A 25085-nucleotide genomic window follows, 5' to 3' on the forward strand; every position below is an offset into this window, starting at 1 on the left:
AGCCAAAGCCGATATAAAGCTCGATACAAAGCTAGTTGGTAGCGTTGCAGGTAAATTTTATATTTCCTCATATCAAAGAGGATCTGCGTCATCCGCGTCCCGTAAACCTCAGTAGGGGAATGCAAAAAGTGTAAGAAGACCGGAAAAAATGCCCCCACTATCATAAAAATAGCTTTCAGCACCAGAAACGCCCCTCCCACGGGCGTTTCTTTTTTTGCGCTGCCACCCACGCCACCACCAAGCATTAAATCCGTCTATCAAGCATCCGCCCCCCAGCCCACCGCCGCCAATGCCGCCGCTGATTTGAGCTGGTAGAAGGTGATTCCCTGGTGGGTAAAAGACAGTTCCAGTGGATAATCTGGGCAGTTGCGCTGTTTTATGGTCAGGGTTTGACCGGCGTACCGCAGCCAAAACGCCGATCCCCTCATGAACATGGACACCGCAGTCATGGCCACAGAGCACAATTTGCTGGCAGTGGCTTAGCGCCGTCAATTCCTTTTTAGCGGCGACCAGACGGCAAAGATAAGTGCTGACAGGTTCCGGAAGCGCCGGATGGCCCTTGCCATGGGGTTTCAGGTGGTTACTCATTACCGGATTATGATGATTCATCGTTATTTTTTCCCTTCGTTTTAAAATTTGCTAGCGGCTCAACTTTTCCTGATTATAACACCGTCGCCGGACCAGGTAAACGGGTTTGGCCGAAAAAATCCATTTCAGTAGAAAGTCGACGGTCAGCCGCTGGATTTGATCGAACGTTGCTCATCAACCGTACAAATTGTACTGAAATAGAATAAGTACATTGGAAACGCTTGCAATTGGCAATAGATCGGCTATAATTATTCTAAAATGGACAGCGAAAGGAGCGCTGACTATTTTGACCCTTGTCGGCCATGTCGGGTTTGATTTACTGAGTCGATGACAGTCATAAGAACAGACCAAAAGAATTTTAAAAAATTTGAGGAGGAAACTTGTTATGATGCGGAAAGAAAGACAAAAAATTATCGGTCAGCGGTTAATGATGCTGCGGGGGGAGCGCACCCAGAAAGAGGTGGCTGAGGCCCTGGGGATCAGTGAGTGTTGTTTTCGACATTATGAATCGGGTCGCTGCGGTCCCAAGGATCCGCTAAAAAAACCCATTGCGGACTACTTCAACGTGGAGATCAGCGCCTTGTTTTTTATCTTTGACCAGCCCTTTGAGCTACCGGAAGAATCGGTCGGGTCACGATGAACGTAAAGTTGACAGGTGTAAAATGCAGGTAAATTTTATTGTGGAAGTGACCAGTTTTTACCGTCTGGTTAAGCATCAGCATCTGGGGACCAATGCCCAGCTGCTCTGGTTTCATCTGTTTTGTCTCTGGAACGAGGCCGGTTTTCCCGACTGGCTGCAGGTGGATATGCTGCGGATGATGAGTATGATTCAGGTCAATAACAAAAATACCCTGATTCGGGCCCGGGCGGAGCTTCTTGAAGCGGGTCTGCTGTTGAGCCGGCGGGGTGTGAACCGCCAACCCAATCTCTACCAGCTGCAACCGGTGCCACGGCAATCCGGCTGTGGGATGCCCAAAAACAATGGTTTTGAGGCCTCGGGTGGGGCGCAGACGGTACCGCCGTTGGTACCGCAAACGACACATGAAACGACACTTGAAACGGGTCACTTATTTAAACCAGACCAGACCAAACCAACGGTTCAAAAAGAGAAAAGCACCTTTGGCCAGTATGGCAATGTCTTATTGACCGGGGCAGAACTTGATAAACTGCAACAGCAATTCCCCGAGACCTGGGAGGAGTGGATCAGACGGTTGGATACCGGTAAGGAAGCAAAGGGTTACCAATACGTAAGCGACTATGCCGCTATTTTAAACTGGTTTGAAAAGGACGAGAACGATGCCCGGGATAAGGCCTTTGCCGAGCTGATGAAAGAAACCCAGCTGTTGTTGGGCTGATTAATGAATGCGATGGAGGAAAAGATGACCCAAGAACTATTTATTGAAAATAACGGTGAGCTGATTCAGAATACCCTGGTGAAAGGGGACCTGGTTAAAGCCGAAGAGCAGATGCTAAAAGGGCTCAAGGAACAGCTAAGGACCAATATGGAAAAGGCTGGCCTCGACCGGATCGTAACCAATGGTTTTAAAATTGTGATCGTCGGCGAAACCAGAAACACCGGCATTAATATCCGGGCGATGGAAAAGGCCGAACCGGAGCTCTATGTGCGGCTGCTAAACGACTACCTCAAGGTCAGCAGTCGCAAGAGCTATCTCAAAGTGGAATCTCTGTCCTGATGGTTAAAAGGGCGGGGCGAACCGTACAAAAGTTACTGAAATTAAATATTATAGAAATAAATACATAATTAGTAATTATTTATGTTATAATAGTTCTATCAGATCAACAACCAAAGAGCGATGATGGTTTTAGCCCACGTGCGTCGTTGTTGCCGCTGAAATAAGAAAAAGGAGGTAAACCATGGCAACAGTCAGTGAAACCTATTCAGTCAAAATGGTGACCCGTCTGAATTACGGCCTGGTAAACGGCAAGGAAGTCATAAAAAATAAAACCTACAACGACATCAGTCCGGATGCCACCATCGCCGCAATGCACACCGTGGCTACGGCCATCACCGGATTGCAGGTGCCCGCAATGGAGGAAATGTTTCGGATTCAGCAGGATGCGATTTTCGACGACGGCCTGTAAGCTCAGTAATTTCAAAATAAAACCGAAAGGAGAAACCGATGCAAGAATATAAAGTTGTGATGGTCTTTAAAGATGCCAACAATAAAAACCGATCGATGCAGTTTTCTGATATCCGTCCCGATGTTACCCAGGCCGAAGCCAATGCGGCAATGGACACCATTCTGGCGGCCAATATCTTTAAACCGGATGGCGTAAACCTCGTCGCCAAAGTCGACTGCAAGAAGGTTGCGACCACCGAGACCGACTTCTATGATGCACCATAAACCGGGAGCCGTAACGGCTCCCACAAAAGACTGTAGCGGTCAGGCTTTCGATGGCTGAGCTGAAACTGATGCTCCTGACTGCCCTGGGGTTACTGGGCAGTGGCCTGGCGAGTCTGTTGGGGGGCTGGGATGCCGGGCTCTCGTCGCTTCTTATTTTTATGGCAGTGGATTATCTGACCGGCTTGGTGCTGGCCGGGGTTTTTCACAAAAGCCAAAAATCACAGCAGGGCGCCCTGGAAAGTCGGGCTGCCTGGAAGGGGCTGCTTCGCAAAGCCGTCACCCTCGGGGTGGTGCTGGTCGCCTGCCGGCTGGATTTGATCCTCGGGACCACCATCATTCGTGATGCCACCGTGATTGCCTGCTGCGGCAATGAGCTGTTATCAATTACCGAAAACATCGGCCTGATGGGGGTGCCCCTACCCAGTCCAATCATCCGGGCGATTGACGTCCTTCAGGAAAAGAACGAAAAATAAAGAAAAGGGAGGTCTGTGTGAACGACTATGTAAAATGGGTTCAGGAAACCTTGAAGGTGCTGGGTTACGATCCTGGCCAACTGGATGGCCGGGATGGTGAGCGTACGGCGGCGGTGCTTAGCTTCCAGCAGGATAATTGTCTGGCCGCTGACGGGCTGGTTGGGGAGGCCACTAATAATGCCCTGCTATTGGCCTTAAACGAACGGATCGGGGCCAGCCTGATTAATGATTCCCTTGCTACCAGCCAGAACCAGGATGTTTTGGCCCTTAAAAACTTCAGGCCCGAGGAATTTGCCTGTCGCTGCGGTTGCGGTCTGGATCTGGTTATGCCGCTTAAACACTTTGCCCAGGAGCTCCGGGACGCCTTCGGCTGGCCGCTGACGATCTCCTCCGGCGCCCGCTGCCCCCCGGTAAACCAGGATGACGGCGGTGTTCCCGATTCCTGTCACTTAAGCGGCGAAGCCTTTGACGGCTACTTCGCCGGACAGATGAATGCCGAGGTGATGGCTGCAATGGCCGATTTTGCCGTCGCCCGGAGCTTCGGAGTAATTCGTTATCCCCGTGAACTGTTCTGTCATTTTCAAATTTATCCCCGTAATTCAATTGTCTATTCGTAAAGCAAAAACCCCGCCACTATGGCGGGGTTTTTTGCTTATCAGAACAGAACGGAATTCAGGGATCTGCCGGTTTGACAGCTTGATTACATCAATAAAGGGAAAATTTATGCAAGTGGTGATGATTTTTGGCGATTCTCTCTACCTGAGCTTGGATTTCTGCTAGAATAGAAGTCAGATGCGCGTAATAAGCAGTGCCGCTTGCTCTGCGGCTATATAACTCGGTTCATAACAAAACTGCAGGTTACCAAAATGGAAAGGAAGAAGCGATGATCAATAATCAATGGTATGCCATTTTGCCATCGAAGGCAGTGAAAAAAGAAGCGGTTGTCAGCGTTAAACGGCTGAATCAGGAACTCGTGTTGTTCCGCAACCGGGACGGAGAACTTGGCTGTGTGGTCGATCAGTGTACCCACCGCGGAGGCGCCTTGAGCCGCGGGAAGCTACAGGGGGAATGTCTCCAGTGTCCCTTTCATGGTCTGGAGTTTAACCCCCAAGGCCACTGCACTTTTGTCCCGGCCAACGGGAGAGCCTCCATCGCAGATTTAAGCCGGTTTAACGTCAAGGCTTATGGGGTGCGGGAAAGCCATGGCATCATTTATCTATGGTATGGGGAACCGGAAAAACAGACTGAGGAATTGCCGTTTTTTGACGGCGATATCGATGATTCTTTTGTTTGTAGCGAAATTGAAGATCATTGGCCGACCCACTATTCCCGCTGTATTGAAAACCAGCTGGATGTGATTCACCTGCCATTTGTCCACCACAACACCATCGGACGGGGCAACAAGACCCTAGTCAACGGACCCAAAATTGAGTTTGTCCCCGGGGGCCTGGTAACCAGTGCCAATAATGAAACAGATGTCGGACAAACTCCCAAAGCGGCGGATGATTGCGTCATTAAAGCCACCTATCTGAAATTCCTGTTTCCAAACATCTGGATGAACCATATCAGTGAAGCCACCAAAGTTATTATTTATTTTGCGCCGGTGGATGATGAAAACACGATCCTGTACCTTCGTTTCTATTGCCGGTCAACCAGCCTCAGGCCAGTTAATGCTCTGATTGCCTGGTTCGGAAAATTTGGCAACCGGATTATCGAGCGCCAGGACAGGCGGGTGGTGATCACCCAAAAACCCAAAGCTTCGGCGTTTATCTCCAAGGAAAACCTGCTGTCCGGGGACGGGCCGGTGATCCAGTATCGGCGCATCCGGGACGAGTTGAAGCGCCGGAAATAACGGGAGCACCGCCATCGATCGTAAAATGCGAAGAAAATGATCACAAAAAAAGATAAAGAGCAGCGCTTTTTAGCAAACGGATTTAGCGTTTCGGTAACTGACCGTCGGTTGACAGATTAAAGTTTGCGACTATCATAGGCCCAGTGTAGCAGGGCCTGTCGCTGTTTTTGGCGACAGCTTTGATCCATTTTTTCGCAATTCTTTTTAATCGCACCAATATGGCGCACCATCGCCTTCCAGCGTTTGATCTGGCGACGGTCTTCGTCAGGAACTCGGCGACCATAATAATAACGGCAATACCATTGAAACCAGCCCCGGGGATCGATGGGATTGATCCAGCCATTGGCCTGCCAGACTTTAAGCGGCTGTGAGGCATCGACCTGATAATAATTTAAAGAAATATCTTTTCGGGTCGGCGAGAGTTTGGCATGGTCAAACCAATCCTCCGGAAATTCGGACCGGCAATCAGTCATGTACTTGCCTCCGAAAAGGCCCAAAGCTAATAGCTCTTTGGGTGAGAGCTCCGGTTTGAAATCAGGATCAAAATTTGCGCCCATCGCTTCGCTTAAGTAATAAGAGCCTTTTTGCATGGTGTCGCTGATGATTATTTTTTTCATCACAATCGATTCCCTCCCCAATATAATGACGGTTATTAAATGAATACCCTCTCTGGCACATTTTAAAAAGATTTGGTCAATATTTTCAGAATGAACGTCACAATCCGTTGACAACCATGTGAAAGCTGATATGTTAACTACATAAATGCTAATTGAACAAATAGTAAGTGTACGATTAGCAAGGAGGAAGATCGTGAACTTTGACAGATCAGTCTTAATATAGTATCATATAGGTACTGAAACGAGGAGGTGTGCCCGTGAATATAAATCTCAAAGAAGACATTCGACCCATTTCATATATCAAAACCCATGCTGCAGATATGCTCAAGTATATCAATGACAATAAGAATCCCATCATTGTGACCCAAAACGGTGAGGCTCGAGGCGTTTTGCTGGACGTGGAATCGTATCAAAATATGATTAATGCCTTGTCATTAATGAAGCTGATCCAGATTTCGGAGAATTCCATCGGTGAAGGAGAGCTTCATCAGAACAAAGATGTTTTTGCTGAGCTGCGAAAGAATATCGAAGCGATCTGAAATGGAAGAATTTACAATTCTATGGTCGGATCAGGCCAAAATGGATTTGTTTGAAATCATTGAATACATTGCCTTTGAGGATAAAGCCCTGGCGGTGAAGATTCTCGAGAAAATTGAAGCGCAGGTAACACGACTGGAGCAGTTGCCCGAAAGCGGCCGATTTGTGCCGGAGTTAAAAGCCTTTGATTTGTTGACTTACCGGGAAATTGTCTATTCACCCTGGCGCATCATCTATAAGGTCGAGAAGCAACGGGTTCTGATCTTGGCCGTTCTCGACAATCGCCGCAACCTTGAAGATTTGCTGTTAAAAAAACTGCTGTTAAAATAAAAGACACGCTGTCAATGGAACAACAAACCATTGACAGCGTGTTTTTTAGGGCTTAAAAAAGTTGGTCAACAGAGCTGCGACGCATCGATAACCACATAGCTGCCATCGGCCCACTGATCCAGGGCGATTTGGATCACCGGCGAGCCGTCGGTATCGATAAAAGCCTGGACAATTTCGTCATCCATTTGCGATTCGATGGCGACTTCGGTAATCCCATTAAAAGAAAAGCCCTCGAATGCTTTAATAATATCCCGCCAGATATCCCGGGAACCATCAATTTTTTTCAGGTTCTTGATCACTTGTTCAATATTCATTCTCTTCACCTCCCCAATATAATGACGGTTATTAAATGAATACCCCTTTGCATCCGGTTTAAAATATTAATTAGTCATTTTTAAGAATTTGGATCTATAGCGCGCAACAATCATTAAATAAATACCAAATCATCCGCCACTGTTAAATTCAAAATGAATTATTTAGAATCACGCCTAACAGGCCCCAGGCGGTTCCCAGCATCGCACCATCAAGCCAGACCCGGCTTATTGCCCTTCATGTGACGCAGTCGCTCCAACCATGACTGACAAAGCCTGTGGCTGGACTTTGATACGCACTGACCCCTCGCCTAAACTGATACCATCGGCCATTACCGCCATGGCCGGTTCGGTGTCGATGACCATTTCACGGACCTGATAGTGCATAATCCGGGGATCTTCGGGGTTATCGGTGCCGACGCCAGTCAGAATATAATTGATTAAATCGAGTTTGGATAGATCGGCAAAAAACATCACATCCAGTAAGCCGTCATGATAGGCATCGGGTGCACCGACTTTATAATTACGACCGATATAGGGCATATTGGAAATTAATGCGGCATGACCCAATTCGCTGATTTCCTGATTATCGTCCAGAAAAAGATGGATGTCTGAGGGCGGAGCAGTCGTCAGAATGCCAAGAAAATCACCGATCCGGGTGATGTTACCGTGCTGAATGTCATCCCCGGCGGGGAACAGGGTCGAAAATAATCCCACCGAACAAAGTTCGATAAATGGTGTACTGACACCGTTGCAAATGACCAGGCCGAGATCTATTTTTAAACGCTGTCCTTCGCTGAGGATGGCGACGGCCGCCGCAATATCGGTGGGGATACCGAGACTCAAGGCGATATTGTTGCGGGTTCCGGTGGGAACAATGCCAAGCGTCGCCGCTGAACCGTAGAGCGCCTTGGTGACCGAAGAAACGGTGCCGTCGCCGCCACACACCACAAACAGCTCAATGCCCTGGGCAATGGCCTCATCGACCACTTCCTGCAAGTTACTGTCGGGTTCAATCAAATAAAGTTCCGGTATTAACTGCCGGGCCTGCATTTCTTTAACGACGGCCATAATCTGCAGCGGGGATTCGTCATTGGCGCCAGAACCGGGATTAAAAATAAGTTTAACGCGCTGCGGCAGCTGGTTGGTTTTTAAAGTTTCCATCGCTTAGTCCTCCATTTTTTTGGTTTTTATTTCCTGACTGGGATCGTATACTCAATATAACGGTGCATTTTTCCATCGGCATGGACCCGAGTCAGGATTTTGCCGATGATATCACCTTCCGGCACAATGCCGTGGTCGCGGATATAGGTCACCAGCGGGTCAAACTGGCGTAAGGTTAAATTGCCATAGTCGCCCAGATCCATCACCGTACACAAACATAAACTCGCCGGTCGGATCTGCACCTCCGCGTTCAGCGGCAGATTTAACAGCGCGGCGTCAGCGCTTTCGACACACAGCCCCCAGGCATCGCGGTCGATGCAGGGGTCGGCGATGTCAGCAAAGGAAATGTGATGGGTAAACTCGACAAAGGGAATCTGCTTGAGCCAGTTGGCAAATAAGGGCTTTTCTTCGACCTCACCATAATGATCACCGTCTTCGCGTCGGACATAGGTAAAATAACGATACTCGGGGGTATTGACGAACCAATAGCAGCCGACATTATAGGGCAGACTTGCCAGTTTATCCTTGTAGGCGGAAATCTTGCGCTCCAGCATCTGATAATAGCGCAGTTTTTCATCGATGACCTGTTGTTTAAAGCCAATCCGCTCGACAAAAAAGTCCAGCGAATCATTATGAAGCATCTTGGAAATATCTTTTAACGAAATGTCAAAGCTGCGGTAGCGCATGCATTCCATCAGAAAAAAGATATCCCAGGTTTCATAGGTGCGGTAGTCACTGTTTTCCTGACGTTTGGGCGCAATAATCTGCTCTTTTTCATAATAGCGGATGGTCTCCACCGGCAGACCCAAGAGTTTGGAGACTTCCCCAATGCGATATGCCATGATTTTCCTCCCTATAGTGGCTTCAGGTTTTTTTCATTGTATCACATTAATATACTAAGACAAATAAAAAAGGATAGGGCTTTTATAAGCACCGATCCTTTTTTTATCTTTAATTGTTAGCAGTGAACGGGATTTTTTACAGCGATAAGCCCGCATTAAAGCCGTCATTGATCGCTACCATGGCATTGCTGGTTTTAACAGCCCCGCCAATAACGATGACATTACCGTGTACGGCTGATAATGCTTCGGCCAGATGGTTGTTGGGACGGTAGCCTAAAGCGATGACGACGGTATCGGCAGGCAGGGTCTGCTGGCCCTGGCTGTTTTCGATGATTACCCCATCATCCAAAATTTCGACCACTTTGGTTTGGGTCATTTGGTTGACCTCATATTCGCAGAGAATTTTCATCAGATTGAACTTGTTGACGCCATCGAGATCGCTGCAGATCTTGGGTAGCATTTCGATGATGGTCACATCCCGTTGCTGCATCGCCAGATGCGCCGCCGTTTCCGAACCGACCTCACCGCCGCCAGCGACAACGATCTGATCACCGGTGGCCACGTTACCCAGTAGGGCATCCTCCGCAGTGACAACCAGGGCCTTGTCGATCCCTTTGATGGCGGGTTTGCAGGGGGTTCCGCCGGTGGCGACGATAACGGTATCGGGTTTTTCAGCGGCGACCAGTTCTTTGGTCACTTGGCTGTTGAGATGAATCGTTACGCCCAACTGATCCAGTTCGCTCGTGATCCAGTTGGTATAAGTGGCCAACTCACCTTTGCAGGGGGGATAAGCGGCTGATTTAAACTGACCGCCTAAAAAGCTGCCCTTTTCATAAAGCGTGACCTCGTGGCCTTTGATCGCCGCTGCCCGAGCCGCTTCCAGGCCACCGGGTCCGCACGCCGGCAATCAGGACTTTTTTTGGTGTGGTGGCTTTGCTGTAATCCAACTGATATTCTTGACCCAGGGAGGGATTGACCAGACAGGTGATGGCTTCACCCACCAGTAATTTACCAACGCAGCCCTGCATACACCCGATGCAGTAGCGGATCGAGGTTAAATCGCCAGCCTTGGCCTTGTTCGGCAGATCGGGATCGGCCAAAGAGCCCCGGCCCATTCCGATGAAATCGGCTTTGCCCATTTCCAGCAGACCATCAGCCATGCGGGGATCATTGATGCGGTTGACCGTAAAGACCGGGATATCGACGAGCTGTTTGATCTCGGCAGCAAAATCGACAGTCCAGGCATGGGAGACATACATCGGCGAAACAATCCCCTTATTATGATCGCCATAGGCACCACTGGAAACATGCAGGGCATCAAAGCCCCATTCGGCAAATAATTTGGCCAGGACCCGGGATTCAGAAATGTCGCGGCCACCCTGAACCACTTCGTCAGCCGAAAAACGGATCATGACCGGGAAATCGTCGCCGACCTTGCTGCGGATATTGGTATAGATTTCTTTGATGAAGCGTAAGCGATTATCCAGACAACCGCCGTATTTATCAGTACGTTTGTTGACGTAGGTGGACATGAATTCGGCAATTAAATAGCCATGTCCGGCATGCACTTCGATGCCATCAAAGCCAGCCTGTTTAGCCCGTAAGGCACAGTCGCCAAAATCTTCAACAATCTGTTCAATCTCCGGAATGGTCAGCTCCCGGGGCAGTTGCCGCAACCATGGACAGGGGATTGCTGATGGGGCCACCGGCTGAACGCCGCCATTAACGAAGCTGGCACTTTGTCGGCCGGCATGATAGATCTGGGCAAAGATTTTGGAATCATACTGATGAATGGTATCGGTCAGTTTTTTATGACTGGCAATCTGATCATCATTCCACAGCCCGGCAATAAACTGATAGCCCATGGCATGCTCGCTAACGGCATAATCTTCGGTAATAATCAGGCCCCAGCCGCCCTTGGCTTTGGCTTCGTGATAAGCAATATAACGATCGGTGGCGGTGCCGTCCTCATTGCAGTAGTTGGCCACCATGGCGGTGACTGCCAGACGATTGGGAATCTCACACTGATTGATTTTCTTGGGCGTAAATAATTTAGTAAACATCTTGTACCTCGTTTTCATATTTGGATTTACTGATAGGATAAACCCTCAAGTCACTTCAAGGTCAAGCTGTTAATTATAAAATTAACAAAGAATTTCTTTTGCTTATTCTATCATCATTGCTGCGGTGATGATGCTGTTCTGGATGATGAGCTCGTTTTTTCCGCTTATCGAGGTGGCCGTGGTCTCACTTTTTGGTTGTACCTTGTTCTTTCTGCCCGAAATCAGGATTCTCACCTGGGAACAGTACATGAAAGCTGTTAGCTGGACCTCCTTTATTCTGATCGGGACAGTCTTATGTATTGCCAATACCATTGTCGCCAATGGCGTCAGTGAGTGGTTTGTCACTTATGTACTGCCCTCCTCACTGTCACTTTCGACCATGGGAGGGGTCTTTTTTGTTGCCGTGATGATTTTTGTGATCATGCTGGTTGTTCCGGTGGCTCCGGCCCTGATCGGGGTGCTGACACCAGTAATTGTCAGCTTGGCGGCCACCATGGGAATCAACCCGGCTCTGTTGATCATTACCCTGGGCTTATGCGCCGGTAACTGTTATCTGTTTCCCATCGATACGATTCCACTGATCACCTACACCGCTGGCTATTACAAAATGACCGATATGCCCAAGGCGACTATCTGGATGCAGCTGGCTTTTATTATCTTAGCGACCTTGTGGCTGCCATTGGCCGGATTGATTTCTGGACTCGTCTAACAAAATGGTTATCAAAGCAAGCGGTGAACAGATCAGTGCACGACCCATTGATCCCGGTTTTTAAAATTAAATAAAAAACAATCAAGCGACAAGATGGCTATTTTGTCGCTTTTCTATTATAATGGAACGAATATCGATAATAACAAAAGAGCGGTGCGATGTTTAATAGGGGCATTGTAAACCATGAACACACGGGGACGCTGATGATTGAATCGCTGAAAATAGAATGCAGAGAGCGAGATGAAAAAGATGGTTATTTCATTTGAAATAAGTCCGATACAAAGTATCCAGAAGATTCAGAGTCAAAAAAAGAAAATTGATCAACTTTGTTCATTTAATCCGAACTATATCAGCTGTAGTATCAGTGGGATAAAAGATGTAAGTTTTGAGCGTAATTTAGAAATGTGCAAACTACTGAAGTTGGATAAACGAACGGTTCCGATGACACACTTTGCAATTGGTGGTAAGAAAAAAAGAACTGACGGATCGTCTAAAAACTTATGTTTCAATTGGGATTGAGCATTATTTTGTTATAAGGGGGGATTCCAAGTACCATTCGCAAAGAAGCGACGCCTTCCCCAATAGGTTTAGCTTTATTAAGACAATAAAAAAGCTAAACCCCGATATGCATGTCTCAGTTGCGGGATATCCGGAAACTCACATTTTGGCTGATTCGGTTAAAACCGATATCAAGCATTTAAAATTAAAGCAGGAGTTTGGGGCTGATAAGATCATTACTCAAATATGTTTTGATGGATGTGCGATTGCGGACTGGTTGGATCTTTGTCAGAAAAATGATATTCATGTACCTGTTGACATTAGCATTTTACCGGTTACGAATAAGAATAGCATATTACAAATCAGTTTTGCAAATGGCATCTCGATACCAAAAGAATTGTCAAAAATTATTGGGCGTTATGGTGATGATCCCCAGGACTTTAAAAAAGCTGGGATCGACTACACAATTAAGCAAATTGATGCGTTGAAAAAACTGGGGATCAATGGATTTCATTTTTGGGTGGCAATAATACAAGCACAATCTCAGAGGTATTAAATATGGCTTCGTTGGCCAATAACAATTAGATTTAAAATCATTATGGTAACGGTATGCGATATGAAGTTAGCGAAGTATTGAATTAAGTATGCAAATTTTGCCCCTTTTTCCCATTGGTGATTAACCTCGTTAATGCGACAACAACTTTACTTTCCTAAAGTATTGGGGTGAAAGGGGGGCGGAAACTGTTATCTGTTTCCCATCGATACAATTCCGCTAATCACCTACACCATTGGTTATTACAAAATGACCGATATGCCTAAGGCAACCATCTGGATGCAACTGGCCTTTATTATCTTAGCGACCTTGTGGTTGCCACTGGCCGGATTGATTACTAGCATTGTTTAACTGAACCATTGCAAATGATAATCAATTGTAGATAATTGGGCTTACCAATATTTTCTGAACGCATTTCCGCAAACTCCATCAATTAAGTAAAAACTGAATTATTGGCATGAAAATTGCTTATCATAACGTTTGAACTTAAAAATTGGAGAAGAGGAAAAGGTTAATAATGGAAGAGAAAAAACGAAAATCGATTAAGCGAAAACTGCTGGTTGTACCCTTATGTTCGGTACTGGTGGGGGTGTTTGTCATTGGGGCCATTTCGGCTTATCTGACCCGGGAAAGTCTGCTGGCTGAAATGCGAGCCAACGGTTTTGCTACCTCCTTGCAGTTTGTTGAGCGGTTGGAAGACAACAGTGAAGCTCTCGCCGCCATGAACCTCATGATCGAGGAACAGATCCGCAGCATTGGTAACATTGTTATTGCCAATCGTGGGGCTATCAGTGATCCCTATCTGACGGCCCTGGCCCAGCAGTCGGGGATCAATCAGATTTACTGGTTTAATGCGGCCGGTGAAATAGTTAGTGCGGTCAACGGCGAGTACGTCGGCTGGAAGGCGGAGCCAGGCGATCCCATCCATAATTTTATGGTCAGTGGCAAGGATGAGTATATGGAGGCGATCCGTAAAAGCACCGAAACTGATGAGACCTTTAAATTTGGCTACATCAAAACCAACACCGGTGAATTTGTTCAGGCCGGTGTTACTGCCGATCGGATCACCGATCTGACCGAACGCTTTGGGTATCAGGCCCTGATTGACGAATTGTCAGCCAATGACCAGATTGTCTACGCCGGGTTTATCGATCAGGATTTGATGGTCGTGGCCGATACTCATCCGGAGGATCTGGGCGTCAGTTATGCCGAAGATGAAGCGGTGAAGGCGGCAGCCATTGATGGTCAGTCATCAGCTTCCGAATATTATTACGAGGCGGGTCAGGCCCGGGTCTACGATGTGCTGTATCCGGTAGTCATCAATGGCGAACTGAAGGGGGCCCTGAACATCGGCTACGCCACGGATGCCATTGAGGCGGCGATCTTTAACAATATTCTGATGGTATCGGTGGTCGGACTGCTGGTTTTTCTGGTGCTGGCCCTGATCCTTTACCGGGTGTCCACATCGATCACCACGCCGATTGCCAGCATCAGTGGGATGATTAAAGAAATGAGCCGGGGGCATCTGGGCCAGCGGCTGGGCCTTGACAGCGACGATGAAATCGGCGAAATGGCTGCCGCCATGGATTCCTTTGCCGAGGATCTGCAAAAAGTGGTGATCGGCACGATGATTTCGATTGCTGATGGCGATGTTTCGGCGATGATCGAGGTAAAGGATGATGCGGATGAAATTTCCCCGGCGCTCAAGCGGACCATTGCCTCGATCCGGGGGCTGATTGACGAGGTCACCCGGCTGTCCCGGGCTGGTGTAGCCGGGCAACTGCAGGTGCGTGGTAACAGCGACCAGTTTAAGGGCGGCTTTCGGGATATTGTCAAAGGGGTTAATGATACTCTGGATGCGGTAGTGGGTCCCATCAATATGGCGGCGGATTATGTAAAACGGATTGGTGCCGGAGATCTTCCGGCACCCATTACTGCCACCTATCAGGGGGACTTTGAGACCCTGAAAGACAGTATAAACGCCTGTATTGAGGGCTTAGGAGCCCTGGAAGAAGGCAACCGGATTCTCGGTTTAATGAGTCATCACGACTTCGGAGAGGCCATGGATGGTCAGTATCGAGGCATTTATGCGGAGTTGGCCCAGTCCATCAATAGCCTGAATCAGCGGCTTAACGAAGTCATTGCGGTGGTTAATCATATTGCCATCGGAAACCTTAAGGATCTTGATGCGCTTCGTCAACTGGGGAAACAAAGCACCAATGATCATTTGGTGCCAAGCCTAATCGGGATGATTGAAACGATTGAGCTGTTAATCGCCGAAGCCAACGAAATGGCCCGGATTGCCGTATCCGGGAACACCGGCAATCGTGGTGATGTCAGTCGTTTCCCTGGGGAATACGCCAAGGTGGTTGCTGGCTTTAACAAAACCCTGGATGCCCTGGTGGGGCCGATGATGGAGGCATCGGCGGCCCTGGAAGAACTGGCCCGGGGCAATCTCAGCGCAGCTATGAGTGGCGATTATCAGGGTGATTATGCCCTGATCCGGGACAACATGAATCAGACCATTGCCTTTTTAAAACACTATGTCGATGAAATTACCGCAGTTTTGGAGGCAGTCGGTCAGGGCAATCTCAATCAGGAAATAACGGCTGACTATCGGGGCGATTTTCGGGCCATTAAAAATGCCCTCAACCAGATCACAAGCAATCTCAGCCAGACCATGACGGCCATCAATATGGCGGCCACTCAGGTGGAAATGGGGGCCCGACAGATTGCCGATGGCGGCCAGGCCCTGTCTCAGGGCACCATGGAGCAGGCCAGCTCGATTCAACAGCTGACAGCTTCCATCGAAGAGGTAACCGCCGAGACTAAACGCAATGCCAGCAATGCCAAGCAAGCCAATGTCCGGGCCCTGGAGGTTCGTAGCAATGCGGAAATCGGCAACCGGCAAATGGAGGAAATGGTCACTGCGATGGTGGAAATTAATGAGTCGTCCAGTAACATTTCTAAAATTATCAAGGTCATTGACGATATCGCCTTCCAGACCAATATTCTGGCCCTGAATGCGGCGGTAGAAGCAGCCCGGGCCGGAAGCCATGGCAAGGGTTTTGCAGTTGTTGCTGAAGAAGTCCGAACTTTGGCGGCCCGGAGTGCCGAAGCGGCCAAAGAAACCACCAGCCTGATCGAAGGGTCAATTGACAAGGTCGAAGTGGGATCAAAACTGGCCGATGAAACGGCTGCCAGCCTCAAAGAAATTCTGGCAGAAATAAAAAAGGTTTCTGATCTGGTGGCCACTATTGCCCGGGCCTCCGGCGATCAGGCGGTGGAAATTACCCAGATTAATAAAGGCATCGAACAGGTATCCCAGGTGGTGCAGACCAATTCAGCCACCGCCGAAGAAAGTGCGGCGGCCAGTGAGGAACTGACTGGTCAGGCCGAACTGCTAAAAAAAATGGTTGGAGAATTCGTTTTAAAAGGCTGACAGCCAGTGTTTAAGCGACCATGGTGGCAATGAGACCCAAATGCACGTATGGCTAAAAGTTGGTTTGGCAAAAGCGGGACGCAAAAATGACGACATGCAAAAAAAGATTGTTTTGCTAAACAGTCGCCAATTGAGCCGGGAATCGGCATCAGCCAGCTAGAGCCAGCGACCGATCTGCATAATCTTTTGCGCCCCGGGTCAGGATGCCAGGCGCTGGCTTAAAAAAATAAATATAAAATATAAAAAACAATTACGGCGACTGGATGGCTATTCAGTCGCTTTTGCATTATAATAGAGCTATTCTCGATGATCTAAAAGGAGCGGTGCGATGTTTAATAACGGCATTGTGAACTACGAAAATTATAACCACGTTGAAAAAAATTTAAAAAATGTCCTGAATCTGGCCAATAGCAGTGGGGCCTCCAAGGCAGTTGAGGAAGAAATTTATTATAATACAGCCAAAAATGTTGGCCGCAGCCTCAATGTTACTGATTATAACAGTTTAGCGGAAAAGATCATGGCCCTGGGGATTGGCCAGATTGTGATGACCAACATGTCCGATAACAAAATTGTTTTTCGGCTCTACGACTGTTTTACCTGCAGTGACATGGAAAACATCGGCAAACCGGTCTGTTATTTTGAAGCTGGGATTCTGGCCGGGGCCGTCAGTATTATCAGCAATCAGGATATGGATGCCGAGGAAGTGCGGTGCAACGCTCTGGGTGACGACTATTGTGAATTTGAAATCACCCCGGCCAAGGGCAATAAAAAGAACTTTCAGGCCGTCGGCGATGATGAAAAACCCGATATCAACATGCTTTATCTGACCATCAATTCACTCAAGCTGGCTAAAAGCAAAAATCAGATCCAATCCCAAAGTCAGCGCTCCAGCTGGGCCAATAAACAACTCAATGATGCCCTGGAAAATGCCCTGGAAGCCGATAATTTTAATCAGAACATCATCGACAGCATTCCCAACTATCTGGCGGTAATCGACAGCTCTGGGATGGTGGTGCGGATCAACAAAAAGTATCAGGAATTTTTGTCGCTGGCCTTTGAAAAAGACACCAGCATTATTTCGCTGGCCTGGGAAACAAAGTATACCGAGGTGCTAGCGACCGGCAAACCGGCCATCTGGCAGCAGATAATTTCCGGCAAGGAGCACATTGTTTTTGAAAGCCCGATTCTAAAATCCCAGGCAGTCCTGCGGCAGGTGATTCCGGTGGAATCGGATTTTATTAAACTGCTGCTTGATAAAATATCCGACCTGGAAGAGCGGATTGACAGCAACAAAAAAGCCAGCCAGCAGCAGCTTAAACTCAAAGATGATCGTGTTGTTGTGGTCAGCGATGTGATGATCAGTCAGGTAAACTACATCCGGAAAGTTGCTAAAACCGATGCCTCGATCTTAATCCGAGGCGAAAGCGGCACCGGCAAAACGCTGTTTGCCGAGGTGGTTCATCAGGAAAGTCCCCGTCGTCATAAGCCTTTTATCTACATTGACTGCACTACCATTCCCAAGAATTTTTTGAAAACCGAATTGTTTGGCTACACTCCCGGGGCCTTTACCGGCGCCAGCAGAAACGGCAAAGCCGGTAAACTGGAAATGGCTCAGGGCGGGACGGTTTTCTTAGATGAAATCGCCGAGATTCCCATTGAAATCCAGTCAAAGTTACTACGTTTTCTGCAGGAAAAGAAGTTTGAAAAAATGGGCGCCGTCAAAACCCAGCAGGTTGACACCCGGGTCATTGCCGCCACCAGTCAAAACCTCGAAGCGATGATCCGGGATGGCTTATTTCGCAAGGATCTTTACTACCGCCTCAATGTGATCAATATTGTTCTCTGCCGCCGCTGCGACAGCGGCGGGATGAAATCCCGGTCTTAGCCGCAAAGATTCTTAGTCAGATCAGTGAAGAAAGCAAAACCGGGCTTAAACGGATTGATGCGTCTGGCCTTCAGGCGCTGATGGGCTATGATTGGCCCGGCAATATCCGGGAGCTGGAAAATCTACTCAAGCGCCTTACCTTTCTGGTCGATGACGGAGTGATTACAAGCCAGGCGATAATGATGGAGCTGCATACGGCGGCGACCTTAAATGGCGGGGTCGGGGGCGCTGCCAGTGAAATCCGGGAAAATGAACGTGAGCTGATCATCCGGGTGTTGGAAAACTGCCATTATAACAAGTCGGCGGCAGCCGAAAAACTCGGCATCACCCGCCAGACCCTTTATAATAAGATTAAAAAGTATCAGATTAGTTAGACAGCCGGTGGCCGGGACGAGTGTCAAGTGATGTCAAAAAGTGTCAACTGTATTTTGACAGTGTCAAAATAATAGACACTATCAAATCGGGGCAGGCGGATAAAAATCCCATCAAACCGGGCTTGGCGGCATTTTATGGGGTTGGCACAAAACTTGCAATAATAAATTGGTAGTATGATTAATAAAAAATATTTCTTTGAAAAGGAAGAGTGAAAAATTATGAGTTTGACAGATTTAATTTACGCCGGTTCCAATGCAGTTGCCGGATTAACCGAAGGCGCAGTGAATGACGCCATTGAAAAATTTGGTGCGGATCATGCCGTGGGTTATCCCGATACCGCTTATTGTTTGCCGATTATCTACGCCGCTACCGGGGTTAAAATTAAGACCCTGGGCGATTTACCAGCGGCTGTGGGCATTCTTAAAAGCCTGATCACCAACAAGGAAGATCTGGGCGAGGCTTTAAATGCCGGTCTGGCGACCGCTGTTGGGGCCGAAATTATTGAAGCGATCCGCTATCTGGATGGTGACCCCTATGCCAATGATTCCGGCATCGGTTTTGTGCCGGATCCGATTATCCGATCATTGGGTGTGCCTCTGGTAACCGGTGATATCCCCGGGATTGCCGTCCTGCTGGGCGAAGCTGCTGATCCTGCGGCTCTGGCTGCGATTGTTAAGGACTATCAGGAAAAAGGACTGCTGACCTTTATGGTTGGTAACATTATTGAGCAGGCCTTAGAAGGCGGCGTCAAGATGGGGCTGGATTATCGGGTGATCCCGTTGGGTCATGAAGTGACCTCTGTTATTCACGTGGTCTCCGTGGCGATTCGGGCGGCTCTGATTTTTGGCGGCATCGAACCGGGCAAACTGCCGGAGTTTTTAACTTACACCAAAGAACGGGTACCGGCCTTTGTCAATACCTTTGGTGAACTCAACGAAGTGATTGTCTCCGTAGGTGCGGGTGCCATTGCGCTTGGTTTCCCAGTCATTGCTGATGTACCTGTACCTGAAGTTCCTGGAGCCCTGATGACTCAGGCCGACCACGCCAAAACCGTCGAATTTTCTCTGGAAGCCCGGGAAATTAAAATTAAAGTCACCAAAATCGATGTACCGGTTTCCGTGGCCTCGGCTTTTGAAGGGGAACGTGTTCGGAAAGACACCATGTTTGCTGAATTTGGCGGCAACAAAACCGAGTGTTGGGAACTGGTCACTACCGGTGATCCGGCAACCATGGAAGATCACAAAATCACTGTTATCGGACCGGATATCGATGATCCGAGCTTTGCCGACGCCGATGTCGTCCGTCTGCCACTGGGGATTGTTGTTACGGTTGGCGGTAAAGCTATGCAAAAAGATTTCGAAACCGTTCTGGAACGTCGTATCCACTATTTCACTAACTACATCGATGGAGCCATGCATGTGGGCCAACGTAACATCGCCTGGATTCGTCTGACCAAAGAAGCCTTTACAAAAGGATTCCGCTTAAAACACATCGGTGAAGTGCTGTATGCCAAAATGCGTTCTGATTTTGAAAAGGTGGTTGATAAATGTGAAATCACCATCTACACAAACGCTGACGACGTTAAACGTTTGGGCGAAGAAATGGTTAAACCGATTTACGCCGAGCGGGATGCCCGAATGAATGCCCTGACCGATGAGAGTGTTGATGAATTCTATACCTGTTTATTATGTCAGTCTTTTGCGCCCAGCCATGTCTGCATCGTGACCCCGGAACGTCTGGGTCTGTGTGGCGCGGTTTCCTGGTTGGATGCCAAGGCGACCAAAGAACTCGATCCCGAAGGACCTAATCAGCCGGTCATCAAAGGAACTGCCAGTGATGAACGGGTTGGTCGTTGGGATTCGGTTAACAAGGCTGTTGCCAGCGCATCACAAGGCGCAGTTGAAAGCGTCACTCTGTATTCAATCCTTGAAGATCCAATGACTTCCTGTGGTTGCTTTGAATGTATCTGTGGAATCATGCCTGAAGCCAATGGCGTTATCATTGTCAACCGTGAATTCAGTCAGACTTCTCCGGTTGGGATGACCTTTGGCGAGTTGGCCTCCATGACCGGTGGTGGTGTGCAGACCCCCGGCTTTATGGGTCACGGTCGGTTCCTGATTGGTTCTAAAAAGTTTATGTCGGCTGAAGGCGGACTACAACGAATTGTCTGGATGCCCAAAGAATTAAAAGACGATGTGGCTGACCGCTTGAACAAAGCCGTTGTAGCCATGGGTGGACCGGAAAACTTTGCCGACATGGTTTGTGATGAAACCATTGCCACCGACTCCGAAGCGGTTCTGGAATTCCTGGAAACCAAAAACCATCCCGCTTTGGCGATGGATCCGATTATGTAGGCATTTTACCAATACATTTATTTAAAAAAGACAAGCAAAAACGCATCTCATTTTGAGGTGCGTTTTTTTGATTCGGATCCTTGTGATATGATATTAATGTTGATGATGGCTAAGTGGTGATAATCAATTGCAGCTGACTGGAATCCGTGATATAATAAAATCAAAGAAACTAGGAAATTATTTAAAAATTGCTTAAGAGGATAGGAGGCGCCAAAATGGAACGAAAAACCATTCGCATTTCAGGAAAGCGACAGATTACAATCCCGCAAAAATATTTTGAAGCACTGGGGTTTGGCAAAGAAGCGGAATGTATTCTTCAGAATAATATGATTTTAATTAAGCCGGTTAGAGAAAATAGCGGCGGAGAATTTGCTGAGCAGATTTTGGCCGATCTGATTGCACAGGGATACAGCGGGGAGACATTACTCAAAAAATTTAAGGAAGAACAAAAAAAGGTTCGTCCCGCTGTTGAAAAAATGATGGAAAAAGCAAAAGAGGCAGCCGAAGGAAAAGGCGAGTTTTACACATACGATGAAATTTTTGGCCCAGAGGAATAAGTATGGCAAAACTGATTATTCTGCTACCCGCAGCCAGGTATTTAAAAAAATTAAACGATAAGCATTTAAAGCTGGCTTATCAAAAAGCAATGGACCAGCTTTTAATTGATCACACCCTGGGCACGGCAAAAACAGGTGATTTGTCTGGCATATTTGGTTATGATATTTATTATAACCAAACGAATTATGAACTTGCCTATCGGATCGAGTATCAAGATGATAAAATAATTATTGTGATCATGGCCGGTACCCGTGAAAATTTCTATCAACAGCTCAAACGTTACATGAAAAAGTAAGAAATAACGCCATCAGAAACGATTGTTTTGATGGCGTTATTTAATGCGAAATTTTTCAATCAACCCATATTGTAAATAAAAACAAATTTGCGAAAGTAGCTTGACAAAACGTTTACAGTGGTTTATATTAAATCCATACTTACTTGTACGTATAAGTTAAGAATGGAGAATGATCATGGATGGACCCAAAATCGTTTTATTTACCGGATTTCTTGGTTCCGGCAAAACGTCGCTATTGTTACGCTGTGCAAAAAACCTGGCTGAAACAAAAAAACGCAGTGCCATCATTGTCAATGAGGTGGGCGAGATTGGTATTGACAATCTGCAAATGAAAAAAATGGGGTATGCAGTCTGGGAAATATTTGGCGGCTGTATCTGCTGTACCCTGGCCATCAGTTTGGAAGATACCCTCACTCAGTTAATGGCGAATTATGAACTGGATTATATCTTAATTGAACCCTCGGGAGCAGCCGATCCTGCGGCAATCTATCCGGCCCTTTCCCACAGTGGTTTTTCAAAAGAGCAAATCAGAAACGTGATGATTCTTGATCCGACGCGAATTGAGATGTTTGAAGCGGTGTTGGAACCGTATTTGGCGGCGTCGGTACCGCTGGCAGATTTTGCCGTTATCAACAAAATTGATGTCGCTGCGGCAGATGAAATCAAAAAAACAGAAGAGGTGATCAAACAGTATCACCAGGATCTGCCGACGGTGCAAATTAATGTGAAGCACTTAGTTAATGAACAGATCCAAAAAATCATTGGTGGGTAAAAAAGGAGAACGACGATGTATCAGAATATTTTTGAAACACTGGCCATTGAGACAACGCTGACGTTACGACAGGCGGGGTCGAGTAAAAAATGGCAGGAAATCGGCTGCTTTTTTTTAGAAAATTATCTTGAGCAGTTAAGCAAGACCGAAAATTTCATGATTGGACATATCAAAGCGATTATTGAATTGGGAGATGATCGTTTTATTCGTCTCAGCAGTGTCGCTTTGAATAAACCGGTAAACTGTGAGTTCAATGGAACCGACAGACAAAATAGCAAAGGCCACCTGACCTTTAATGCCATTGTATCCGGGGTCGATAAAAAAAGGAATCTGCAAAATTTTCATCTGGCCCTGGCACGAACCTGTAGTGTGTATGAAATGCTGACTGACTATCGGGAAAGCAATCAACCTGAAGCAACAAACCATAGCTGTGGTGAAGTTGACTGTCCGGTTTGTCACGACAATCATGAACATGATGAGGCCTGTGGGCATTAGCATAATAATCGAGTAACATCGATGTTATAAATTAAAACAGGAGGTAGATGCGATGTCAAAAAAACAAAAGACTCCTTAATTCCAGGCATACAGGGATTGCGGCCCTTAATTGGTATTCACGGAAAAAAGGAGATCTCATCAGAATTTTACCATAAATCTGAGTAAATGATAATAGATTTTTTACTTGTATATAACGATTGTATTTTGATGGGTATTCTCCAAAGATTATTGATTCAAAAATAGTTGGAGGAATGTAAAAATGGCAAAGATAAGTGAATTGCTGGCAAATCTGGAAATGGATGAACTGATGGAAAGCGTACAGCTTGATTTGGACAATGGACGGGATCCGGTCGAGATTCTAAAGGAGTGCGAAGCCGGAATGGTTAAAGTTGGGGAGATGTTTAGTGCCGGGGACTATTTTGTTTCTGATCTAATGATGTCCGGCGAAATGTTTAAAGAAGTGGGCATAATGCTGGAACCGCATCTGTCGGGCAAAACCGGTGATGTTTTGGGCAAGGTCGTATTGGGCACAGTTGAAGGCGATATCCACGATATCGGTAAAGATCTGGTCTATGTCATGCTTAAATCCGGCGGCTTTGATGTCATTGATGTGGGGGTGGACGCCAAACCGGAAGTTTTTGTGGACGCCTTAAAGGAATCCGGAGCGCCGATTCTGGCATTATCCTGTTTATTAACCACCGCTTATGATTCCATCTCAAACACCGTCAAAGCCGTTGAAGAAGCCGGATTCAGAGATAAGGTCAAAATTATCATCGGTGGCGGACCCACCGACGAATCGGTGGTCAGATACACCGGCGCAGATGCAGTTGGCGACGATGCCCAGTCAGCCGTAAGATTATGTAAGGAGATGTTATGATGAAAACGAACCCAATATATGATGAACGATTAAAAAAAGTTCAAGCGTGTATAAATCATGAAAACGAACATGTTGTTGGCTGCTATATGGGGCAAGCGGTACCGCCAACCTATTCTGATATTTCATTGGCTAAATATATGTCAGATACAGAAGTTGGTTTAAAATATTATATAGAATTTGTAAATCGTATAAATACTATTGCACCGGTTGATTGTATTAATTTTGCTTATCCAGGTGCGCATCAAGCGGCTTTAAGCCTAATATGGTGGTCTAAAGTTAAAATGCCAGGTGAGGAATTAGGTGAAAATGATATCTGGCAGGTTGATGAGAAAAAATTAATACAAGATGGCGATTACGAACTCATCATTAAAGAAGGATCAGCAGCGGTAATGAATCGCATTTTACCTCAAATCATTGATATGAAAAAGATTGAACAATTCTTTGAATATCATGCAAAAGATGAAATGATAGCGCAACAATATATTGATGCTGGCTATCCGGTTTTAAATAGTGGATTAATCTGTCCTCCGTTTGAAACGTTATGTGGTGGACGTTCGATGACAGCTTTTTTTATGGATTGCTATAAAAAACCGGACTTAATCAAAGAAGCACAAAATGTCATGCTGGAAGAACAGTTGAAAATGATCGCCACACGACCTGATCGGGATTATGTCATCGGTGAATGGATTGGCGGATGGCGGGGTGCTTCAGGACTCGTCAGTCCTAAAATTTGGGATAATTTGGTATGGCCTTACATGTATAAACTTGCGTTAGCTTTAATTGAACGTGGAATTACACCGATTTTACATTTAGACCAGAATTGGGATCGCGATTTAGAACGATTTTTAGAATTGCCGGAAAATAAATGTATCATCAATACAGATGGTATGACTGACTTAAGAAAAGCCCGGAAAGTTTTAGGTAATCACGTTGCATTTATGGGAGATGTTCCGTCACAAATGTTAACCGTATCCACTCCTGATGAAGTCAAGGATTATATTCGTCGATTACTCGATGACATTGGTGTGAAAGGGGTGATTTTAGCAGCAGGTTGTGATGCTCCGACTGGTTCAAAGTTTGAAAATCTTGTGGCAATACACGAGGTTGCGCAAGAATATTAAAAATTAAG

General features: G+C 46.9%; 29 protein-coding genes. 22 read left to right on the forward strand and 7 right to left on the reverse strand.

Features of this window, described 5'->3' with window-relative positions:
• Positions 1-108 precede the first annotated feature (108 nt).
• Positions 109-609 carry a hypothetical protein gene (locus CHL1_RS06500; RefSeq protein WP_250935447.1) on the reverse strand — a complete coding sequence of 167 codons (501 nt, stop codon included), beginning with the start codon at positions 607-609 and terminating at the stop codon, positions 109-111.
• A 364-nt stretch (positions 610-973) separates the two neighbouring features.
• Here CHL1_RS06500 and CHL1_RS06505 point away from each other — a divergent pair, with 364 nt between their 5' ends.
• The 8 genes from CHL1_RS06505 to CHL1_RS06540 all read left to right on the forward strand — a co-directional run bounded on the left by CHL1_RS06505 (position 974) and on the right by CHL1_RS06540 (position 5279).
• A complete protein-coding gene (locus CHL1_RS06505; protein ID WP_228880654.1) occupies positions 974-1228 on the forward strand; it encodes a helix-turn-helix transcriptional regulator in 255 nt (84 codons plus the stop codon).
• A gap of 22 nt (positions 1229-1250) precedes the next feature.
• Positions 1251-1943 carry a hypothetical protein gene (locus CHL1_RS06510; protein WP_250935457.1) on the forward strand — a complete coding sequence of 231 codons (693 nt, stop codon included), beginning with the start codon at positions 1251-1253 and terminating at the stop codon, positions 1941-1943.
• A gap of 24 nt (positions 1944-1967) precedes the next feature.
• Positions 1968-2282 carry a hypothetical protein gene (locus CHL1_RS06515; RefSeq protein WP_250935459.1) on the forward strand — a complete coding sequence of 105 codons (315 nt, stop codon included), beginning with the start codon at positions 1968-1970 and terminating at the stop codon, positions 2280-2282.
• Positions 2283-2463: 181 nt separating this feature from the next.
• On the forward strand, positions 2464-2691 hold the full coding sequence (locus tag CHL1_RS06520) for a DUF1659 domain-containing protein (protein ID WP_228880660.1): 228 nt from the start codon (positions 2464-2466) through the stop codon (positions 2689-2691).
• A 38-nt stretch (positions 2692-2729) separates the two neighbouring features.
• A complete protein-coding gene (locus CHL1_RS06525; RefSeq protein WP_228880664.1) occupies positions 2730-2954 on the forward strand; it encodes a DUF2922 domain-containing protein in 225 nt (74 codons plus the stop codon).
• A gap of 50 nt (positions 2955-3004) precedes the next feature.
• Positions 3005-3427, forward strand: coding sequence for a phage holin family protein (locus CHL1_RS06530; protein WP_338078302.1), 423 nt, complete (start codon positions 3005-3007; stop codon positions 3425-3427).
• A 17-nt stretch (positions 3428-3444) separates the two neighbouring features.
• Positions 3445-4044, forward strand: a complete 600-nt coding sequence (locus CHL1_RS06535) for a D-Ala-D-Ala carboxypeptidase family metallohydrolase (protein WP_250935461.1) — start codon at positions 3445-3447, stop codon at positions 4042-4044.
• A gap of 266 nt (positions 4045-4310) precedes the next feature.
• Complete coding sequence (locus CHL1_RS06540; protein WP_250935463.1) at positions 4311-5279, forward strand: aromatic ring-hydroxylating oxygenase subunit alpha; 969 nt, start codon at positions 4311-4313, stop codon at positions 5277-5279.
• A 116-nt stretch (positions 5280-5395) separates the two neighbouring features.
• Here the strand turns inward: CHL1_RS06540 and CHL1_RS06545 are convergent, their stop codons facing one another.
• Positions 5396-5899: a hypothetical protein gene (locus CHL1_RS06545; protein ID WP_250935465.1), complete on the reverse strand. Its 504-nt coding sequence runs from the start codon at positions 5897-5899 to the stop codon at positions 5396-5398.
• A 254-nt stretch (positions 5900-6153) separates the two neighbouring features.
• Between CHL1_RS06545 and CHL1_RS06550 the strand changes: the two genes are divergently transcribed.
• Both CHL1_RS06550 and CHL1_RS06555 read left to right on the forward strand, forming a co-directional pair.
• On the forward strand, positions 6154-6435 hold the full coding sequence (locus CHL1_RS06550; protein WP_228880672.1) for a type II toxin-antitoxin system Phd/YefM family antitoxin: 282 nt from the start codon (positions 6154-6156) through the stop codon (positions 6433-6435).
• Between the two features lies 1 nt (position 6436).
• Positions 6437-6763 carry a type II toxin-antitoxin system RelE/ParE family toxin gene (locus tag CHL1_RS06555; RefSeq protein ID WP_250935467.1) on the forward strand — a complete coding sequence of 109 codons (327 nt, stop codon included), beginning with the start codon at positions 6437-6439 and terminating at the stop codon, positions 6761-6763.
• A 65-nt stretch (positions 6764-6828) separates the two neighbouring features.
• Here the strand turns inward: CHL1_RS06555 and CHL1_RS06560 are convergent, their stop codons facing one another.
• From CHL1_RS06560 to CHL1_RS06580, 5 genes are all read right to left on the reverse strand, one after another.
• Positions 6829-7077, reverse strand: a complete 249-nt coding sequence (locus tag CHL1_RS06560; RefSeq protein WP_070371352.1) for a hypothetical protein — start codon at positions 7075-7077, stop codon at positions 6829-6831.
• Positions 7078-7302: 225 nt separating this feature from the next.
• Positions 7303-8238 (reverse strand): diacylglycerol/lipid kinase family protein, encoded by a 936-nt coding sequence (locus CHL1_RS06565; protein WP_250935469.1) that lies wholly within the window; start codon positions 8236-8238, stop codon positions 7303-7305.
• A gap of 26 nt (positions 8239-8264) precedes the next feature.
• Positions 8265-9080, reverse strand: coding sequence for a MerR family transcriptional regulator (locus CHL1_RS06570; protein ID WP_250935471.1), 816 nt, complete (start codon positions 9078-9080; stop codon positions 8265-8267).
• Positions 9081-9216: 136 nt separating this feature from the next.
• A complete protein-coding gene (locus CHL1_RS06575) occupies positions 9217-9987 on the reverse strand; it encodes an FAD-dependent oxidoreductase (protein WP_250935473.1) in 771 nt (256 codons plus the stop codon).
• Positions 9911-11143 (reverse strand): NADH:flavin oxidoreductase, encoded by a 1233-nt coding sequence (locus tag CHL1_RS06580; RefSeq protein WP_250935475.1) that lies wholly within the window; start codon positions 11141-11143, stop codon positions 9911-9913. Before CHL1_RS06580 ends, CHL1_RS06575 begins: the two co-directional genes overlap by 77 nt.
• Positions 11144-11258: 115 nt before the next feature.
• On the opposite strand from CHL1_RS06580, the gene CHL1_RS06585 reads away from it, so the two are divergent.
• The 12 genes from CHL1_RS06585 (at position 11259) to CHL1_RS06640 (ending at position 25077) form a co-directional block, all read left to right on the forward strand.
• Complete coding sequence (locus tag CHL1_RS06585) at positions 11259-11852, forward strand: SLC13 family permease (protein ID WP_276520491.1); 594 nt, start codon at positions 11259-11261, stop codon at positions 11850-11852.
• 460 nt (positions 11853-12312) lie between these two features.
• On the forward strand, positions 12313-12906 hold the full coding sequence (locus CHL1_RS06590; RefSeq protein ID WP_250936239.1) for a methylenetetrahydrofolate reductase: 594 nt from the start codon (positions 12313-12315) through the stop codon (positions 12904-12906).
• A 514-nt stretch (positions 12907-13420) separates the two neighbouring features.
• Complete coding sequence (locus tag CHL1_RS06595; protein ID WP_250935479.1) at positions 13421-16345, forward strand: methyl-accepting chemotaxis protein; 2925 nt, start codon at positions 13421-13423, stop codon at positions 16343-16345.
• Positions 16346-16673: 328 nt separating this feature from the next.
• On the forward strand, positions 16674-18230 hold the full coding sequence (locus CHL1_RS06600) for a sigma 54-interacting transcriptional regulator (protein WP_250935481.1): 1557 nt from the start codon (positions 16674-16676) through the stop codon (positions 18228-18230).
• A 20-nt stretch (positions 18231-18250) separates the two neighbouring features.
• On the forward strand, positions 18251-18604 hold the full coding sequence (locus CHL1_RS06605) for a helix-turn-helix domain-containing protein (protein WP_476723734.1): 354 nt from the start codon (positions 18251-18253) through the stop codon (positions 18602-18604).
• Between the two features lie 219 nt (positions 18605-18823).
• Positions 18824-20959, forward strand: coding sequence for an acetyl-CoA decarbonylase/synthase complex subunit alpha/beta (gene acsB, locus CHL1_RS06610; RefSeq protein WP_250935484.1), 2136 nt, complete (start codon positions 18824-18826; stop codon positions 20957-20959).
• A 215-nt stretch (positions 20960-21174) separates the two neighbouring features.
• On the forward strand, positions 21175-21516 hold the full coding sequence (locus CHL1_RS06615; RefSeq protein ID WP_070372177.1) for an AbrB family transcriptional regulator: 342 nt from the start codon (positions 21175-21177) through the stop codon (positions 21514-21516).
• Between the two features lie 2 nt (positions 21517-21518).
• Entirely contained in the window at positions 21519-21812 is a 294-nt protein-coding gene (locus CHL1_RS06620; protein ID WP_070372176.1) for a type II toxin-antitoxin system RelE/ParE family toxin, read from the forward strand.
• A 175-nt stretch (positions 21813-21987) separates the two neighbouring features.
• Positions 21988-22584 (forward strand): GTP-binding protein, encoded by a 597-nt coding sequence (locus tag CHL1_RS06625; protein ID WP_070372175.1) that lies wholly within the window; start codon positions 21988-21990, stop codon positions 22582-22584.
• Between the two features lie 15 nt (positions 22585-22599).
• Positions 22600-23079: a hypothetical protein gene (locus tag CHL1_RS06630; RefSeq protein ID WP_070372174.1), complete on the forward strand. Its 480-nt coding sequence runs from the start codon at positions 22600-22602 to the stop codon at positions 23077-23079.
• Between the two features lie 259 nt (positions 23080-23338).
• On the forward strand, positions 23339-23956 hold the full coding sequence (locus CHL1_RS06635) for a cobalamin B12-binding domain-containing protein (RefSeq protein ID WP_070372173.1): 618 nt from the start codon (positions 23339-23341) through the stop codon (positions 23954-23956).
• Positions 23953-25077 carry a uroporphyrinogen decarboxylase family protein gene (locus CHL1_RS06640; RefSeq protein WP_242871626.1) on the forward strand — a complete coding sequence of 375 codons (1125 nt, stop codon included), beginning with the start codon at positions 23953-23955 and terminating at the stop codon, positions 25075-25077. Before CHL1_RS06635 ends, CHL1_RS06640 begins: the two co-directional genes overlap by 4 nt.
• Positions 25078-25085 lie beyond the last annotated feature (8 nt).

Origin of the sequence: Acetobacterium wieringae (genome assembly GCF_023700225.1) — a bacterium.
Taxonomy (GTDB): domain Bacteria; phylum Bacillota; class Clostridia; order Eubacteriales; family Eubacteriaceae; genus Acetobacterium; species Acetobacterium wieringae.